This window comes from Paraburkholderia franconis (genome assembly GCF_009362735.1).
Classification (GTDB): Bacteria; Pseudomonadota; Gammaproteobacteria; order Burkholderiales; family Burkholderiaceae; genus Paraburkholderia; species Paraburkholderia franconis.
Map to the genome: position 1 here is coordinate 56,757 of NZ_WHNP01000034.1, position 17,971 is coordinate 74,727.

A 17,971-nucleotide genomic window follows, 5' to 3' on the forward strand; every position below is an offset into this window, starting at 1 on the left:
GACGTTATTCGTCGGGATGCAAGCCGTGCCGCGCTTTCGCGTCGGCAATCGCGGACAGCACGTTCGTGATGCAGTCGTCGCGATAGCGTTCGAGCTGCTTGATCGAGCGCGGACCAAGCTGCTCCGCCGTGCCGTCGACGACGCGATCGATCAGCCCATCCGTCAGCTTCGGCGCGACGAGCTTGGTCCACGGCAATTCGAGCGCGGGCCCGAATTGCTGCATGAAATGGCGCATGCCCGCGTCGCCGCCTGCGAGCGTGTAAGTGAGGAAAGTCCCCATGAACGACCAGCGAATGCCTGCGCCAAAGCGGATCGCATCGTCGATTTCGCCCGTCGTCGCGACGCCTTCGTCGACGAGATGCAACGCCTCGCGCCACAGCGCTTCGAGCAAACGGTCGGCGATAAAGCCGGGCACTTCCTTGCGCACATGCAGCGGCCGCATGCCGAGCGAACGATAGATGCTCGACGCGGCATCGATGGTCGAAGGCGCCGTGCACTCGCCTCCCACCACTTCGACGAGCGGCAACAGGTACACGGGATTGAACGGATGCCCGACGATACAGCGCTCGGGATGCAATGCGCGTGCATAGAAGTCGGTCGGCAACAGACCCGACGTCGACGACGCGATGATCGCATCGGGCTTCGCCGCGCGGCTGATCTGCTCGTGCAGCGCGAGTTTCAGCTCTTCGCGCTCGGGCGCGCTCTCCTGAATAAAGTCGGCATCCGCGACGCACGCCTCGATCGTCTCCACGAACCGCAGACGGTCCTGCGAGGCGCCCTCCGCGAGCCCGACGCGTTCGAGCGCGGGCCATGCGTTCGCGACGTTGTCGCGCAACTGTTTCTCCGCGCCCGGAGCCGGGTCCCACGCGATCACGTCGAGCCCGTGCGCGAGCGCGCGCGCAACCCAGCCGCTGCCGATCACGCCCGCGCCGATTGCTGCAAATGTCTTGATGTTGGTAACGACTGCCATTGCCGACGATCCTCTGTAATTGTGCAAAGCCCTATCTGAACTTCACGCGAACTGTTCGACCGCGCGCTTTTCGAGCAGCCGTTCGCCGCGCGCCCGCAAGCCGAGCTTCTTGCGGCCTTCGGCGGGCGTGAGCGCGCGGCCGCCCAATCGCTCGATGATCTCGATCGCGCGCGTGACGAGCGAACCGTTGCTGGCAGGCACGCCTTTGTCCAGCCAGATGTTGTCTTCGAGACCGACACGCACGTGGCCGCCCAGCAGCATCGCCTGCGCGACCATCGGCATCTGCATGCGCCCGATGCCGAAGCCCGCCCATTGCGCGCCGTCCGGCAGGTTGTCGACCATCGCTTTCATCGTCGTCGTATCGGCGGGCGCGCCCCACGGAATGCCGAGACACAACTGGAACAACGGCGGCGCATCGAGCAGCCCTTCCTTGAGCAATTGATTAGCGAACCACAAATGGCCCGTATCGAAGATCTCCAGCTCGGGCTTTACGCCCAGTTCCTGAATGCGCTTTGCGCCCGCACGCAATTGAGCGGGCGTCGATACATAGATATAGTCGCCGTCGCCGAAATTGAGCGTCCCGCAATCGAGCGTGCAGATCTCCGGCAACAGTTCTTCCACGTGCGCAAGACGCGTCAGGCCACCCACGAGATCGGTATTTGCGCCGAAGCGCATCGGATCTTCGCCGGGCCCGATCTCCAGATCGCCGCCCATACCCGCTGTCAGATTGATGATGACGTCCGTGTTCGCCGAGCGGATACGGTCGACGACTTCCCGATAGAGATTCGGGTCGCGGCTGCCGCGTCCCGTTTTCGGATCGCGCACGTGGCAGTGCGCGACCGTCGCGCCCGCTTTGGCGGCTTCGATCGCCGCATCGGCGATCTGTTTCGGTGTGACGGGAATGGCGGGATGCTTGCCGACTGTATCGCCTGCACCCGTGACGGCGCAGGTCACGATCACTTCATGATTCATGCGTGCAAATTCCTGTTAGAACGAAAGAGTCGGAACGAAAAAGTACTTGTCGTGCCGTAAAGACAGAGTTTTAGCAATCGCGATTTAAAGACATTGGCTTAAAGACCCAGATAAGCCTTGACGGCGGGCAAACCGTCCTTGCCGTCATACGTCTTTACGCCGGCCAGCCATTGATCGAGTACTTGCGGGTTCTGTTTCAGATAGGCCTTCGCGACATCGGAAGGCTTCTCCTTCTTCATCACCGACTGCATCACCACGTTTTCGATTTGCGTCGTAAAGCGAAGATTGCTGACGAGCTTTCCTGCGTTCGGACAACGCGTCAGGAAGTCGGGCGACGTCAGCGTATAGACGCGCGCTTCGCCGTCGTTGGGACCGAATACGCCGTCGCTACCGCTCAGGTACTTCATGTCGATCTGAATGTTCATCGGATGCGGCTGCCAGCCGAGAAAGACGACCCACTTCTTCTCGCGAACCGCGCGCTCGACGGTGACGAGCATGCCCGCTTCGCTCGATTCGACCAGCTTGAAGCCGCCGAGTCCGAACTGATTGGTCGCAATCATCTTCTGGATCGCGGCATTCGCGCTGCTGCCCGGCTCGATGCCGTAGATCTTGCCGTCGAGTTCCGCGCGATGCTTTGCGATATCAGCAAAGGTCTTCAGTCCCGCGTCGTATTCATAGGTCGGCACGGCGAACGTGGCTTTAGCGCCCGTCAGATTCGGCGGCTGCAACACGTTGATCGACTTCGATTCGACGAATGGCGCGATCGCTTTTTCCTGCACGGGCCACCAGTAGCCGAGCGAAACGTCGAGCTGCTTGCTCTTCAGTCCGGCAAAGGAAATCGGCACCGAGGCGACCGTCGTCACGGGCTGGTAACCGAGCCCTTCGAATACCGTCGACGCGAGCGCCGTCGTCGATGTGATATCGGTCCAGCCGATGTCGGCGAAATGGACGGCGCGGCAACTCGGCGGGTCTTGCGCGAGCGCGGACTGCGACAGCGTCGCGAGAAGGCCCGTGACAAGGCCGGCAATACATGCGGTAACGACTTTGATGCACAACTTCATGACGATCCCCTTCGACACGATTCGCAGCGTGTCCTTGAACGCCCGCAACATGGGCGGCTGGTGAGACGACCCGAAAACAACTGGTGTGAAGCAAAGGTACAGGCCCATATTTCCCCAAAATCGACCGCCAGCGACCCGTTCTTGCTTGCGCGCGACCATGAGGGAAAACCAGCATGCAACTTGCTGTGCGCGCCGTGGGCGCTCATTTGTGCGCCGCGCAATCGCGACGCGGATTTTTGGCGCGGCTTGCCGCATAGCATGACCCTTGCTACGCTCGCCGGATTCGACGAATCCGCTTAACCTGACATCGAAAAGAATCGAGCGATGCCCGAAGACATTTCGTTCCTGCTGCTGCCGGGCTTTTCGGCCATCGGCTTCATGTCGGCCATCGAGCCTTTGCGCGTCGCGAACCGCTTCCGCGAGAACCTGTATCGCTGGCACATACTGAGTGTGGACGGCGCACCCGTCGCCGCGAGCAACGGCATTTCGCTGAACGCGGAAAGCGCATTCGCCGATGTCGATCACGCGCAAACAGTCTTCGTAGTCGCGGGTTTCGAGCCGCTTGTCTGCTACAGCCGTGCGCTCGGCGACTGGCTCAAGCGTCTGGACCGTGCGCGCGCGACGCTCGGCGGCATCGACACGGGCGCGTTCATCCTCGCGGAAGCGGGCCTGCTGCGCCCAACCGACAGCGTAACCTTGCATTGGGAAGCGCTCTCCGCGTTTCGCGAGCGCTATCCGGCCGTCCAGGCGAGCGAAGAGCTATTCGAAATCGGCGAACGGCGCATTACGTGCGCGGGCGGCACGGCATCGATCGACATGATGCTCGACCTCATTTCGCGCAGCCACGGCGCGGCGCTCGCTTCGTCGATCTCCGAGCAGTTCGTGGTGAGCCGCATACGTCAGCGCTCCGATCATCAGCGAATGGAAATTGCCGCGCGTTATGGCGTGCACAACCGCAAGCTGATTCAGGTGATCGGCGTGATGGAACAGAATATGGAAGAGCCGCTGACGCCCGCCGATCTCGCGCAGGAAATCGGCGTCACGCGCAGACAGCTGGAGCGGCTCTTCTGCTCGTCGCTCAAGGACACGCCAACGCATTTCTATCTGCAATTGCGGCTCGATCGCGCGCGAGAGCTTTTGCGGCAAACCGATATGTCGATTACGGCGATTTGCGTTGCGTGTGGCTTCGAATCGCCATCGCATTTTTCGCGAACTTATCGCGCGAGGTTCGGAGCAAGCCCGCGCGATGATCGCAGGCCGATACGTCCGAGTGCCGGCGGAGTGGTGAGTACGACGCGGGAGAATGCTTTGCCTTGAAGCAGGCGTATGTCCGCGACGGTCCAAAAGATCCTAAAAGGAAGAACCTGAAAGGCCGTCGCGGACAAACAGATTTAGAACGAATGCCTCATGCCGATCCGCACATCGGCTTGCGTCGTCGTCGTCGATGGCGTGAAGCTATAGCCGATCACCGCATCGACGCCATTCGAAGCCTTCAGATAGTCACCCGAGATATACACGTCCGTTCGCTTGGACAGCAGATAATGCGCGCCGAGCGAGCCCTGATTCCAGTGATGGCCTTCGAAGTTCGTGTACTGATAGCCACCGATTACACTGAACGCCGGCGTGACCTGCCAGTCCGCGCCGCCTTCCGCCACCTTCATATGCGACGTGACGCCAAGCCCCTTGATCGTCGTGTACGTGAAGTTGCCCATCAGTGTCACGTTGCCGATCGCATAGCTCGACCCAACGCCGAACGTGCCCTGCTTGTCGACAGGAAACGGATTGCTTGAAAAGAGGTCCGTTCGCGCGCCCGTCGCCGGATCGACGGTAACCACTTGCTGGCCCAGAAACGTATGCACGCCGAGCATCGCGTACGGGTCGAACGCATAGATGCCGTGCGGATTGTTCAGCTGCGTATAGGCCGCGCCCGCCGTGAACGATCCGTTCGCATAGTGCGCGCCGACGCTCCATGCGCTGTCCTGATGGAAATTGCCCGCGACATTGCCGAACGAGTACATGCCGCCGAACATGAAACCCGCAAATTCATTCGACAGGAACTTCACCGAATTAGGCAGACGGTCGCCGTTGAACCGGTCGAAGTCGCCCTGGTGAATCGCATAGCCGCTCGCCCACGCCGAGACGTTGTACAGGTACACCATCTCTTCCGTCATATCCAGCTGATTGCCGAACGACAAGGTACCCCACTGGTTCTTGAGACCCACATAAGCCTGGCGCCCGAACATCGTGCTACCGAAACCCAATTGACCATTGCCGAGGTGAAAGCCATTCTCAAGCACGAATACCGCTTGCAAACCGCCGCCCAGATCCTCCGTTCCTTTGATGCCAAACCGGTTGCCATACGAGATACCGTCATCGAACTTGACGACGTGCGAGCCTCCCGTGTTGTTCACGTACGTGATGCCAGCGTCGATGATCCCATACAACGTGACGCTGCTTTGTGCGTGACTCGCATTCGAAACTCCGGCGAGCGCGAACGCGACGCCTGTCAGTGCTGCGGCATTCAGCTTTTTCATTGTGTCGTTCTCTCTTGCCTGACTATGAGGATATAGGGGTATAGGAATGCGAAGCGGGCTCCGCGTCGTGTGCCAATTGCACGACGATCAACGCACAGTACAAATCCATATTTCGAGCAACTCGACCAAACACGACACACTTTGGTCTCGCAGCGACATGCCCTGTAAAACAAAAGCGCGCGTTCCATTGCAGAACCGCGCGCCTCTATTCGAGTGCCGAAAATGCCGCTTTAGTGGATGCCGAGTTGTGCTTGCACAGCCTGCAATCCGTCGGCGCCGCTCGTGGTCGTCACGCCTTTCAGCCATGCGCTTAACAATGCGGGGTTGCCCTTCAATGCATTCATCGCCGCCGTATTTACATCGACCTTGTTTTGCAACACATTCGCGATAATCTGGTTTTCGATGTCGACGTTGAACGTCATCTGCTGAAAGAGCTTCGCGAGATTCGTGCACTGCCCCGCAAAGCCCACGCGCGTGACCGTATTCACCGTCGCGCCGCCGTAGTTCGGGCCGAAATACGCATCGCCGCCTGACAGATAGGTCAAATGGAATTTCGTGTTCATCACATGCGGCTCCCAGGCCAGGAACACGATCCACTGCTTGTCGCGTACCGCGCGCTCGACCTGCGTGAGCATACCCGTTTCACTCGATTCGACGATCTTCCAGTCACCGAGTCCGAATGCCTTGTCGGCGATCATCTTCTTGATGTTCTGATTGGCGGGCGCGCCGGGCTCGATGCCATAGATCTTTCCGTTGAACTGATCGGCATGCTTGATGAGATCGGCGAACGAATGCACGCCCGCTGCCGCGACATAATCCGGCACGGCCAGTGTGAACTTCGCGTTGACCAGATTCGCGTGCAGCACGTCGATCGAATGCTCGTCGATGAACGGCTTGACGAGCGGACCTTGCGCGGGCATCCAGTTGCCGAGAAACACGTCGATCTGCCCTTTCTTCAAGCCCTGATACGTGATCGGCACGGATAGATTCGACACGTTCTGCTGATAGCCCAGTGCCTTGAGCAGCACACCTGCCACGGCATTCGTCGCGTCGATGTCGGTCCAGCCGGGATCGGCCATGCGGACCTGCGTGCACGTTTGCGGCTCTGCGGCATGCGACGATCCCGTCAAGGCCGCGCCGAGCGCTGCGAGCGTCAGCGTGGTCTTCACAAGCGAACTTCTCCAGCGTCTGTTCATCATTGGCTCCCGTAGTGAGTCTGTCGTGTTCGGTCGTGTCGTGTCGCACATTCCGTCGCGCACGCGGTCAGCGCGCGACGACGCGCGGATAACGCGCCATCGCCTCGAGCGTGTCGAGTTCGATGTGATTGCGCATATAGCGCTGGCTCGCGTCCGTGAATGGCTGCCAGTCCCACGATCGGATCGCGCCTTGCGTGGTCGCTTCGAAATGAAAGCGCCTGCGCCGCTGGCTCGCGAGCACCGATCGATGCAGCGAAGGCACGTCCCAGCGCTGCGCGATTTCCTTGCGAAATGCGTCGACCAGTGCGGCCGCCGCAGGCTCTCGCGCGAGATTCACGCGCTCGTTCGGATCGTCCGCGAGGTCGTAGAGTTGATCGGGATCGACGGGTGTATGAATGAACTTGTACTTGCCGCGACGGATCATCAGCAGCGGTGCAATCGCGCCTTCCGCGAAGTACTCGACTATCGCTTCGTCATGCCCGCCGTCGTCGTGCAGATGCGGCACCAGACTGCGTCCGTCGACGGGATCGGGCCATTCGGTCCCGCGTGCGCCCGTCGCCATTTCGACGAGCGTCGGCAGCAGATCGACATGAGAAACAGATGCGGCCACGCGATGCGCGCGGTACTGCTTCGGCGCATGCACGATCAGCGGCACGCGCACGCCGCCTTCGAAGCACGTCATCTTGTACCAGAGCCCGCGCTCGCCAAGCATTTCGCCGTGATCCGACGTGACGATGACGATCGTGTCGTCGGCGAGCCCGGTTGCGTCGAGCGTATCGAGAATCGCGCCGAACTGCGCATCGACATACGACAGCGCGCCGTAATACGCATGCCGCGCGTTGCGAACCTGCTGTTCGGTCGGCGGCGTCAGGTCGGCCTCATAGACATCGCGCAGGCGTTTCGAATGCGGATCGCTCTCCTCACGCGTCAACGTCACGCGCGGCATGTCGATCTGTTCGTCGCGATACAGGTCCCAGTACTGCTGCGGGATCGCATAGGGATCGTGCGGATGCGTGAGCGACGCGACCATGCAGAAGGGGCGCGCATCGGCGCCCGCCGCGCGCTCGCGCACGATGTCGTAGAGCTTCTGACGCGTGGTGTACGTTACTTCGTCGTCGAAATCGAGCTGGTTCGTGCGCACGCACGGGCCTGCATCGAGCACCGAGCTCATGTTGTGATACCAGCTCGGCCGCACCTCCGGGTGTTCCCAATCGGGCACCCAGCCGAAATCGGCGGGATAGATGTCCGTCGTCAGCCGCTCTTCGAAACCATGCAACTGGTCCGGTCCGCAGAAATGCATCTTGCCGGAGAGGATCGTCCGGTAGCCCGCTGCGCGCAGATAATGCGCGAACGTGAGCGTTTGCGCGGGCAATTCGGCGGCGTTATCGTAAGCACCGATTGCAGCGGGCAGCTTGCCCGCCATCATTGAAAAACGCGCGGGCGCACACAGCGGGCTCGCGCAATACGCCGAGTCGAACACGACGCCTTCTTTCGCGAGCGCATCGATGCGCGGCGTCAGCGAAACCTGATTGCCATACGCGCGCAGTGCAAACGGCGTCATCTGATCGGCCATCAGGATAAGGATATTCTGCTTTGTATTAAGGCTCATGGGCGGGGCGGATTAGAATCAGAGGATTGCGCTTCGTTGCGCGGCGACGCATTAACGTAATGACTCGCCGCATGCACGTCACTATTGCCGCTCATTAAAACGTTGTGAAGGCGGCGCACGCTTATCGGCCCATAAGGGAATGTTATGCCGGGACCAGACCGCCTTCCACCGATGCAGACGCTCACGGCATTCGAATCGGCCGCGCGCCTCGCGAGCTTCACGGCCGCCGCGCGCGAACTCGGCTCGACGCAGCCTGCCGTCAGCCAGCGCATCGTGCAGCTCGAAGAAGAACTCGGCACACCGCTCTTCGAGCGCGGCCATCGCGGCGTGACGCTCACGCCGGAAGGCACGTTGCTATATGAAGCCGTGCGCAGCGGCCTCGACACGATCCGCGAAGCGACGGCCGACATACGCGCGCGCCGCGCCACAGGCTCGTTGACGATCCTCACCGATGCGGGCTTCGCGACCTATTGGCTAATGCCGCGTCTCGCGCGGCTGAACACGTCGATGCCCGGCGTCAACGTGAAGATCGTCACGTCGCAACTCGGCTACGACCCGCACCGCGATCACGCCGACATCGCGATCGCGTTCGGCGACGGCCATTGGCCGCCATGCACGTCGACGCGCCTTTTTCCCGAAGCGGTCACACCCGTCTGCTCGCCCGCGTTTCGCGACGCGCACCGGCCGGTCATGTGCGCTGAAGATCTCGCGGACCTGCCGCTGCTGCACGTGCAGCCCACCGAACCCGAACGCTGGCTCGCGTGGCATACGTGGTTCGCTGCTTACGGCCTGACCGCGCCGGAACAAAGCCAGGGCATGATGTTCAACAGCTACTCGCTCGTCGTGCAGGCCGCGCTGATGGGCCAGGGCGTCGCGCTCGGCTGGACGCCCCTCACCGACGAGCTCGTCGCATCCGGCCAGCTCGTGCGCCTGCTGGAGACGCCCGTCACCACGGAGCGTGGCTACTACCTCGTCTGCCCGCCCAGCCGACCCGCGCCCGCCGCCGTGCCGCTTTTCCGGCGCTGGCTGTTCGACGAACTGCTCCACGCGATCGAGCACGCTCACGCCTGACGCTCCGATACTACGAGCACGGCGCATCGGTTCTATGCGCGCGCAAATTGGGCTGATTTACTTGATCATCCCGCTTGCCGCGCCGCGATGCGCTGCACGACGTTTGGCACGGCCATGCGGGAATCCCACATCGAAATACAGAGGACTCGCATGCCCGCCACCGATCGCCCCAAACAGTTCGCGCTGACCCTTTCGTGCCCGAGCGCTGCCGGCCAGGTCGCCGCCGTCGTCGGCTTTCTCGATCGGCACCATTGTTATATCGACGAGCTGACCGTATTCGACGACGACATCAGCTCGCGCTTTTTTGTGCGCTGCGTGTTTCATGGCGTAGCGAGCGAGAGCGCGACGATGTCCGCATTGCAGATCGACACGTTGCGCAGCGAGTTTCACCCGATTGCCGCCGATTTCGACATGACATGGTCGATGCACGATCTCGACGCGCGGCCCAAGGTACTGATCATGGTGTCGAAACTGGAGCACTGTCTCGCCGATCTGTTGTTCCGCTGGCGCATGGGCGAGCTGAAGATGGACATCGTCGGCATTGCGTCGAATCATCCCGACTTCGGGCCGCTTGCAGTACAGCACGGCCTGCCCTTCCATCATTTCCCCGTGTCGGCCGACACGCGTGCGCAACAGGAAGCGCAAATTCTCGATCTGTTCGAATCGTCAGGCGCCGAGTTGATGATTCTCGCGCGCTACATGCAGATCTTGTCCGATGAAACGAGCCGCAAGCTCGCGGGCCGCGCGATCAATATCCATCACTCGTTCCTGCCCGGCTTCAAGGGCGCGCGGCCGTATCACCAGGCGCATGCGCGCGGCGTCAAGCTGATCGGCGCGACGGCGCACTTCGTCACCGACGATCTCGACGAGGGCCCCATCATCGAACAGGAAGTGCAGCGCGTCGATCACTCGTACGGACCGGAGCGCATGCTCGCCGTGGGGCGCGACGTCGAGTGCATTACGCTCGCGCGCGCCGTGAAGGCGTCCGTCGAGCGGCGCGTGTTCATCAATGGCGACAGAACCGTCGTGCTTTAAAGGTCCTTTAAAGTCCTTTAAAGTGCTTTAAACGCTTTCGAAAAAAGCGCACCAAAAAGCAAAAGCCGCCGCGTTGCAATCGCAGACGCGGCGGCCAATTGACGTTAAAGAATCAGAAGAACGGTTTCGCGAGGTAGTGCGAGAACCACACGACGAAGACCGCGAGCAACAACGCGCCATACGGCAGCAAGCCGCGCAGGCCAGCGGGCCGCACGCCGCCCCGCCACTCCATGTCCTGCGCCATACGCGCCGGAAAACGCCCGCGATCCTGCCAGTAATGGCGGAACATGAACACGGGCACGATCAGCAGCATCGCGATCAGACCATTGCGCATCGTGCCCACGCCCTGCAGATCCGCGCCTGCGCCGATAAACGCGAGATCCAGATAGCCGCACAGTGCGCCCGCTGCGAGCAGCCACGTCGGGCAGCGGAACGGACGGTCCGCGTCCGCGCGATCGAGCCGGTGAATCCAGCCCGATTGCAGGTTCAGAAACACGAAGATCATGTAGCAGACGTTCGAGATCGACAGCACGGTCATGTAATCCGACATCAGCAGCAGGACCAGATTGAAGCCGAGGTCGGTCCACATTGCACGCGTCGGCGCGCCGTGCTCGTTGACGTGCGACAGGTATTTCGGCAGCCAGCCGTCGACGGATGCCTGATACAGCGTGCGCGACGAGCCCATCATTGACGTCATCACGATCAGCAGGATCGTCAGTATCAGCATGATCACGACCACGTCGAACACGATCGCGCCGCCGCCGACCATATGCGCCATCGCCGCGGCTACGCCCGTGCCGTCCGCGATCTTCGGATCGAGCATGCCCTTCGTGCCCAGCACGCCCTGGAACGCGAGCGGCACGAGCGTCATCACGAGCAGGCAGGCCATGCCGGACCAGAAGATCGCCTTCACGGTATCGGTGCGTGGATTGCGGAACTCGCGCGTATAGCAGACAGCCGTTTCGAAGCCGTACGCGGCCCAGCCCGCCATGAACATCGCGCCGAACGCCATCGTGATGCCCGAGCCGTTCCACGAGCCGAACGTCGATGCCGTGAGATTGCCCTGTGCGTCGTGCCCGAGTGGCATCAACGGCCACAGATGCGCAGCGGGCACATCGCCCGTCACGAACGGCACGATGCCGACGATCAGCAGCGGCGCTAGCGACGCGATGCCTAGAATGCGCTGCGTCTTCGCGGCCTTCGATGCGCCGCTATGCTGAAGCTTGAACGTGATGAGCAGAAAGATCGCCGCGACGATGAACGTCGCATTGATGCGCAGCGAAAGCCCCTGCTTGATGAAGCCGAGATCGAGCAGCGTCAGACGCCACGTGTTGATCGCTGCATCGGGTGCATAGAGACTCGAGAGCGCGTAATTGGCGGCGAGCCCGGTGCCCAATGCCAGCATCGGCGACCACGCGAGCCAGTTGCACCACACCGACACGGGTGCGATGGTCTTGCTGTAGCGCACCCAGGCCATCGCGCCATACACGGATGCGCCGCCCGATTTGTGCGGAAAAAGCCCCGAAATTTCGGCGTAAGTGGCGCTTTGAATGAGGCCCATCAGGATCGCCGCGACCCAGATCGCCCATGCCGGTTGACCTATAGTCGCCGATACGCCGCCGATCGTGAACAGCACGCCGCCCGGCACGCCACTCGTCACCCAGAACGCGTCTTTCCATGTTAGGCCGCGTTGCAGCGAATGGCCTTCATGTGCGGCGCCGTCTGCTGCGCCTTCGATACTGCGCGTGCGCAGTCCTGTCTGATCCATCCAGAGTCTCCTTTATAGGGGCCTGCGCGCTGGCTGGAACACAAACAACCGGATAAAACATCAGCGATGCGAATGCGCGCGCAGCGCATCCGCATCACCTTGAAACGCTCGTCAGAACGCGTTAGAGAAGGACGGTCATTGTGCTCCGCCCAGCCAGCTGTTCACGCGGTCGCCGTGTGCGGCGATCCACGATCCGGCTGCGTCGGCAGGCTTCGCGCCGTTCTCCGTCGCCAGCATCACGCTGTCGATTTCGCCCGGCTTCCATTGAAATTTCTTCAGAAACGCGACCACTTGAGGAGCCTTTGTATCGAGACCCGGATTGACGACGCTATCGACATGCTCGGCTTCGCCATACACCTTCTTCGGGTCTTCGAGGAACTTCAGCTTCCACTTTGCGAACATCCAGTGCGGTATCCACCCCGTGACGATCACAGGTTTATTGGCATTCATCGAGCGCGCGAGTTCCGCGGTCATTGCACTGCCCGAGCTCGGCATCAGCTGATAATCGAGGTTGTAGGCCTTGATCGCATCCGATGTTTTCTTCATCACGCCCGCGCCCGCGTCGATGCCGACGATACGTCCACCGAAGTCCGCCTTGTGCGCTTCGAGATCGGAGATGCTCTTCTCCGGCACGTCGGCGGGCACGATCAGGCCGATCTTCGCATCCGTATAGTTGGCGCCCAGGTCCTGCACCTTGCCCTTGAACTGATCCCAATAGGCACCATGCGTGATGGGCAGCCACGCGGACAGCGTCGCGTCGAGGTCGCCGCGCGCGACGCCCTGCCACATGATGCCCGCTGCGACGGGCACGAGCTGTACGGGATAACCCAGGCGCTTCTCGATGATCTGCGCGGCAACGTTCGATGTCGCAACGCTGTCGTCCCAGCCCTCGACGTAGCCGATCTTGATCGTCGGCTTGGTGTCGGCGGCTGCCGTTCCGATGGCGCTCATCGTTGCGATCAGCGCCCCGCACAACATCAGCTTCTTCAGGTACTTCATGGTCGATCTCCTTGTGTCCGCACGCGCGGTATAGCTTTTAGAATCGCCAACCAGAATGCATGAGGTGGTCGGCTTTGCGACGTTTACTTGTCTGTATGCGACGTATTCTTTTTTTTGTCTGCGACGCTGGTTTGCTTTGCCCTTATCGCGGGCATCCGCGATGCGGTGGTTTGCTTTGCCCTTATCGCGGGCATCCGCGATTGCGCCTCGCGGCGCGGGCGTTGCCCCTGTGCGGGGCGGCACTCACTTTCTTTGCCGCCGCAAAGAAAGTAAGCAAAGAAAGCGGGCTCACACCGCCAGTGCTTGACGATTACCCACGGGCTCTCAACGTCCCCATCCTTCATGCGGCAGCGTGACATCTCATGCGCGTTGCCAGCGCGTTTATTCAAGGCCTCACCTGCTTCATGCACCTGCATCGCGGCCCGCGACATCGAACATTCCCGCGCCCTCTTGCGGCAAACTGTGTGTAGGCATTCGCGCCGCACAGAACACCCTCGCTACGCGACGCGGCTACAGGTGCGGGCGGCGTCCTGCACGACACAGCAACCTCATTCACTACCGACATGCGGCGCTGAAACGTTCGATACCCTTAGCTGTACCGCGCGTGTATGAAGCGGGTCATGCGTTTAGCCGGAGCGTTGGCAACGAACATCAGCGAGAACACTGTCGCGTAAACCACGGGGACGTTGAGAGCCCGTGGGTAATCGTCAAGCACTGGCGGTGTTAGCCCGCTTTCTTTTGCCTACTTTTCTTTGCGGCGGCAAAGAAAAGTAGGTGCCGCCCCGCACAGGGGCAACGCCCGCGCCGCGAGGCGCATCGCGGATGCCAACGCAAAGGCAAAAGCACCACAATAAAAAAACGTCGCAGACACAAACCGCATCGCGGATGCCCGTGATAAGGGCAAAGCGAACCACCGCATCACGGATGCCCGCGATAAGGGCAAAACAGCGTCGCAGACAAAAAACACTACTTATCCACAATGAGATCACTCAACGGCTTGCTGCAACACAACAGCACCATCCCCTGATCGATCTCGCGCTGACGGATGCCGCCGTTGTGTTTCATGTCCACCTGGCCTGACACGAGCTTCACCTTGCACGTGCCGCACATGCCTTGCGTGCACGATGCCGGCAAACGGACACCCGACTGCCGCGCGGCGTCGAGGACATGCTGTGACGAAGCACACTCGATCGTACGGTTGCTGCGCGAGAAGCTCACCGCGAAAGTCTGCGTGCCGTCAGCCGTACCATTCAGTCCATTCGCGCCCGCTTTCTCTTCCGCTTCGAGTACTTCTGCCGCGACATCCGGTTCGTTTTCGATCAGCGTTTCAAACGAGAAGCTCTCTTCGTGATACTGCTTGCGATCGAAGCCCGCTTCGTCGAGCAGATCGCGCACGGCCTTCATGTACGGCGCAGGGCCGCACGTGAAAATCTCGCGCTCCATGAAGTCCGGTGCGATCAGCTTGAGCAGCGGCAGCGTCAGAAAGCCGGTGATGCCGGGCCAGTTCGTGCGATTGCCGATTCGTTCGCAGACGAACGACGTTCTGAAATTGGCCTGATTCGCCGCGATCAGATCGAGCTCGCGCGAGAAGATGATGTCGTCGGGTGTGCGCGCGCTGTGCACGAACACGATGTCGCGGTCTTCACTCAACTCGTGATGCGCGCGGCTCATCGACATCAGCGGCGTGATGCCCGAGCCCGCCGACAGAAACAGATACTTGCGCGCCGGATGCCGCGCACACGTGAACTCGCCCGCCGGACCGAGCACGCGTACGCGCGCGCCCGCGTGCAGGTTGTCATGCAGCCAGTTCGACACCTTGCCGCCCGGCACGCGCTTCACGGTGATCGAAATGGTGTGCGGGCGCGTCGGCGAAGACGAGATCGTGTAGCAGCGGTTGATCGTCTCGCCTTCGATATCGAGTTCGAGCGTGATGAACTGTCCCGGCTCGAACATGAACGCACGACCTTCCGGCGAACGGAAGAAAAAGCTCTTCACGTCATGCGTTTCCTGGCGAACCTGGCAGCAGACGAGCGTTTCCTCGACATCGCTCGTCCAGCGCGCCGGCAACGCGCTCCAGAATTCAGGCTTCGTCACACGGCTTTCGGCCGGTTCGAAGGTTGCTGCATCGCGCATCATTGCTTGCTCCACTTGCCGCCAGGCATCCCGTTGGTTTTTTTCAAAGCCCGGTTCAATGCCTTAGACGGCCTTGATGTTGATCGTGCGCTGTTCCGAAGCGGAATCATCGATGTGCGCGGCGAGGCGCTGCACATACCAGTCGCTGAACTTCTCGACGAGCCCTTCCGTGTACGGCGAATACGGGCCCGGCTCGTACGCGCTGCTCGACGCGCCGCGCTGCGAGAACTCGACGAGCGCGCGGTCCTGATCGTTGGTCGCGTTCCACACGGCCGTGAGGTTCTTCACGTCGTAATCGACGCCCTCTTGCGCATCCTTGTGCACGAGCCACTTCGTGCGCACGAGCGTCTCGCCCGCCGACAGCGGAATCACCGAGAACGTCACGATGTGATCGCTCATGAAGTGATGCCATGAATTCGGCTGCGTCCAGAAAGACAGGCCGCCCAGGTCCGCCTGCTCGAATTCGCCGAGCAGCATCTTCGACGCAACCTTCGCATCGAGCGTCTGCGATTCGCCGCTGCGATCGAGCGGCAAGCGCTGCGTGCGGAAACCCGTCACGTCCAGCAGACGGTCGATTTCCAGAGAAGGCAGATTCAATTCTTCCCACTGCTTCGCGCGCTCGATGCAGGTGCGCTCGAACGCATCCATGCCTTCCGCGTTGGCGGGTGAGCGCTGATAGCCGAAGCCGTACTCGTAGAGCGAAATGGTCAGCTCGGGATGGTTCGCGACGCAGTGGTAGCACTCGCGGTTGTTCTCCATCGTGAGCTTCCAGTTGCCCTTTTCGATGATGTCGATCTGCGCGGCGATCTTGCAGTTCGGCAGATCGTGCGGCAGCAGATACGGCTCCATCGCCGCGCGCATCACGGCGAAATCGACGGGCGGCTTGTCGGCGAGGCACACGAAGATCAGACCCGCGAGGTTCTCGACGTGCACGCTCTTCAAGCTGTGCTTGCAGCGGTCGAACTGCTCGCCCATGTGCTCGGCGAACATCAGGTCGCCCGTCAGGCTGTACGTCCAGCTGTGATAAGGGCAAACGATGTTGCCGACGGAACCCTTGTCCTCGTTGCACAGGCGCGCGCCGCGATGGCGGCACACGTTATGGAACGCGCGCACCTGCATGTCGTCGTCGCGCACGATCAGGATCGAATCGTTGCCGAGTTCGACGGTGACATAGTCGCCCGGCTCGGGAACATCCGGCTCGACGGCGACCTGAATCCAGTGCTGGCGGAAGATCGCGTCCATATCGAGCGAGAAGATCTCGTCGCTCAGATAGAACGGTGCTTCGAGGCTGTAACCCTTCTTGCGCCGATCGACCAGCGCGCGAATGTCTGCCGATACTTTCATGTGTGCTCCGGGGTGCGAGGCCGTGTGGTGCGGCGCAAATCAGTAATCGATGAGTTGATGCTCGCGCAAATAGCCGAGTATCACTTGTGCTTTTTCGACCGAAGTCCCTTCAATTACGACGCTTCCGCCACGACTTTCCGTCGTCGTCGCGGACAGCATGCGGGCATGGCCCGAGCGCTTCTCGGCGGCGGCGAGGCGCACCGGTTTGCGCGTAACGGGCGCGACTGTCCATTGCGCGGCTTCCGCGTCGGCGCCTGCTTGCGCACGCTGCGGCTGGATCGTGCCCGCGCGCAGCCGCGCGTACGCATAGCGCGGCGTGACGGTTGCGAGCGGATGCACGGCGACGACAGCGGGCAGCGTGACTTCCACGCGGCGGCGCACGCCTTTCGGCAAGAATTGCCGCACGGTCGCGCGTCCGCCCGCCACCGTCACGTCGACGGCGGTGCCGACGAGCGGATACGCGAGCGCGTCCGCAAGCCGGTAAGGCAGCATGCCGCTGTCGAACGCGCCCTCCGCGCAGGTGCCCGTCAGCACGAGGTCGTAGCCCTTCAGGCGAGCGGCGAGCGCGCTCACGGCATCGTCGTTGTCGCCGCACGTCAGCACTTCGACGCGCTCGGCGCCCAGCGCCAGATACTCTTCGAGTGCGGGATTACCCGGATCGCCCGCGTGCAGCACGTCGAGATGCGCGGCGTGCTGGCCAGACAGTTGACGGCCGATTTCGAGCGCGGCGGCATCGTTACGGCTATAGCGCGCGACGCCGCTCACAGGATGCTTGCCGACCGACACGAGCACCGCGATTTTTTCGAGCTTGCCGTTCATGCCGCGACTCCTTCGACGATGGGCTTCATAGCGGGCGCAGCGGCAGCGGAACGCGCGGCCCGCGCGCGATCGATCTCGTCGATCAGCGACGCGATGGTCGCTTGCGTATCGCCGATGATCGTGAGGTTCGCGCGCTTTGCGATGGGCGCGCTGCCGTCCAGATTCACCGCGATCACATGGCGGCAATCCTTGATGCCCTGCAGGTGCTGCACCGCGCCCGAAATGCCGAACGCGATATAAACGCTCGCCTCGACCGTCTTGCCCGTCGCGCCGATCTGCTTGTCGCGCGTGAACATGCCGTTGTCGACGGCGACACGGCTCGCGCCAATCGCCGCGCCGAACGTGCTCGCGAGCTTCTCGAACGCAGCGACGTCGTTGACGCCGTTGCCCGCCGATACGATGAAGTCCGCTTCTTCGAGCGCGACCTGCGCGGCGTCTATTTCCTCGATGCCGAGATCGC

At 61.6% G+C, this 17,971-nt stretch carries 16 protein-coding genes; 3 read left to right on the top strand and 13 right to left on the bottom strand.

What is annotated here, in order from left to right; translation table 11 throughout:
* Window positions 1–4 precede the first annotated feature (4 nt).
* The 3 genes from GCT13_RS29420 to GCT13_RS29430 form a co-directional block, all read right to left on the bottom strand.
* A complete protein-coding gene (locus GCT13_RS29420) occupies window positions 5–970 on the bottom strand; it encodes an L-carnitine dehydrogenase (protein WP_152764077.1) in 966 nt (321 codons plus the stop codon).
* Window positions 971–1,012: 42 nt separating this feature from the next.
* Window positions 1,013–1,942, bottom strand: a complete 930-nt coding sequence (locus GCT13_RS29425; RefSeq protein WP_152764079.1) for a BKACE family enzyme — start codon at window positions 1,940–1,942, stop codon at window positions 1,013–1,015.
* A 98-nt stretch (window positions 1,943–2,040) separates the two neighbouring features.
* Window positions 2,041–3,003 (bottom strand): choline ABC transporter substrate-binding protein, encoded by a 963-nt coding sequence (locus tag GCT13_RS29430; protein ID WP_152764081.1) that lies wholly within the window; start codon window positions 3,001–3,003, stop codon window positions 2,041–2,043.
* Between the two features lie 324 nt (window positions 3,004–3,327).
* On the opposite strand from GCT13_RS29430, the gene GCT13_RS29435 reads away from it, so the two are divergent.
* On the top strand, window positions 3,328–4,320 hold the full coding sequence (locus tag GCT13_RS29435) for a GlxA family transcriptional regulator (RefSeq protein WP_152764083.1): 993 nt from the start codon (window positions 3,328–3,330) through the stop codon (window positions 4,318–4,320).
* Window positions 4,321–4,394: 74 nt separating this feature from the next.
* On the opposite strand, the gene GCT13_RS29440 is transcribed toward GCT13_RS29435, so the two are convergent.
* The 3 genes from GCT13_RS29440 to betC all read right to left on the bottom strand — a co-directional run bounded on the left by GCT13_RS29440 (window position 4,395) and on the right by betC (window position 8,342).
* Window positions 4,395–5,537 carry a porin gene (locus tag GCT13_RS29440; RefSeq protein WP_152764085.1) on the bottom strand — a complete coding sequence of 381 codons (1,143 nt, stop codon included), beginning with the start codon at window positions 5,535–5,537 and terminating at the stop codon, window positions 4,395–4,397.
* Between the two features lie 230 nt (window positions 5,538–5,767).
* Entirely contained in the window at window positions 5,768–6,733 is a 966-nt protein-coding gene (locus GCT13_RS29445; protein ID WP_152764087.1) for a choline ABC transporter substrate-binding protein, read from the bottom strand.
* Between the two features lie 67 nt (window positions 6,734–6,800).
* Complete coding sequence (gene betC / locus GCT13_RS29450) at window positions 6,801–8,342, bottom strand: choline-sulfatase (RefSeq protein ID WP_152764089.1); 1,542 nt, start codon at window positions 8,340–8,342, stop codon at window positions 6,801–6,803.
* Window positions 8,343–8,486: 144 nt separating this feature from the next.
* On the opposite strand from betC, the gene GCT13_RS29455 reads away from it, so the two are divergent.
* Window positions 8,487–9,413, top strand: coding sequence for a choline sulfate utilization transcriptional regulator (locus tag GCT13_RS29455; RefSeq protein WP_152764091.1), 927 nt, complete (start codon window positions 8,487–8,489; stop codon window positions 9,411–9,413).
* A 150-nt stretch (window positions 9,414–9,563) separates the two neighbouring features.
* Entirely contained in the window at window positions 9,564–10,448 is an 885-nt protein-coding gene (gene purU / locus GCT13_RS29460; protein WP_152764093.1) for a formyltetrahydrofolate deformylase, read from the top strand.
* 112 nt (window positions 10,449–10,560) lie between these two features.
* On the opposite strand, the gene GCT13_RS29465 is transcribed toward purU, so the two are convergent.
* From GCT13_RS29465 to GCT13_RS29495, 7 genes are all read right to left on the bottom strand, one after another.
* The gene (locus tag GCT13_RS29465; RefSeq protein ID WP_152764095.1) at window positions 10,561–12,216 is read right to left on the bottom strand and encodes an APC family permease; all 1,656 of its coding nucleotides are present in this window, start codon (window positions 12,214–12,216) and stop codon (window positions 10,561–10,563) included.
* Window positions 12,217–12,351: 135 nt separating this feature from the next.
* On the bottom strand, window positions 12,352–13,215 hold the full coding sequence (locus GCT13_RS29470; RefSeq protein ID WP_152764097.1) for a glycine betaine ABC transporter substrate-binding protein: 864 nt from the start codon (window positions 13,213–13,215) through the stop codon (window positions 12,352–12,354).
* Window positions 13,216–13,298: 83 nt separating this feature from the next.
* Window positions 13,299–13,646: a hypothetical protein gene (locus GCT13_RS29475; protein WP_152764099.1), complete on the bottom strand. Its 348-nt coding sequence runs from the start codon at window positions 13,644–13,646 to the stop codon at window positions 13,299–13,301.
* Between the two features lie 535 nt (window positions 13,647–14,181).
* The gene (locus GCT13_RS29480; RefSeq protein ID WP_152764101.1) at window positions 14,182–15,351 is read right to left on the bottom strand and encodes a hybrid-cluster NAD(P)-dependent oxidoreductase; all 1,170 of its coding nucleotides are present in this window, start codon (window positions 15,349–15,351) and stop codon (window positions 14,182–14,184) included.
* Window positions 15,352–15,411: 60 nt separating this feature from the next.
* Window positions 15,412–16,692 carry an aromatic ring-hydroxylating oxygenase subunit alpha gene (locus GCT13_RS29485; protein WP_152764103.1) on the bottom strand — a complete coding sequence of 427 codons (1,281 nt, stop codon included), beginning with the start codon at window positions 16,690–16,692 and terminating at the stop codon, window positions 15,412–15,414.
* 39 nt (window positions 16,693–16,731) lie between these two features.
* Window positions 16,732–17,511, bottom strand: a complete 780-nt coding sequence (locus GCT13_RS29490; protein WP_152764105.1) for an electron transfer flavoprotein subunit beta/FixA family protein — start codon at window positions 17,509–17,511, stop codon at window positions 16,732–16,734.
* A partial coding sequence (locus GCT13_RS29495) for an FAD-binding protein (RefSeq protein WP_193727788.1) occupies window positions 17,508–17,971 on the bottom strand: 464 nt, incomplete at its 5' end. The genes GCT13_RS29495 and GCT13_RS29490, both read right to left, overlap by 4 nt.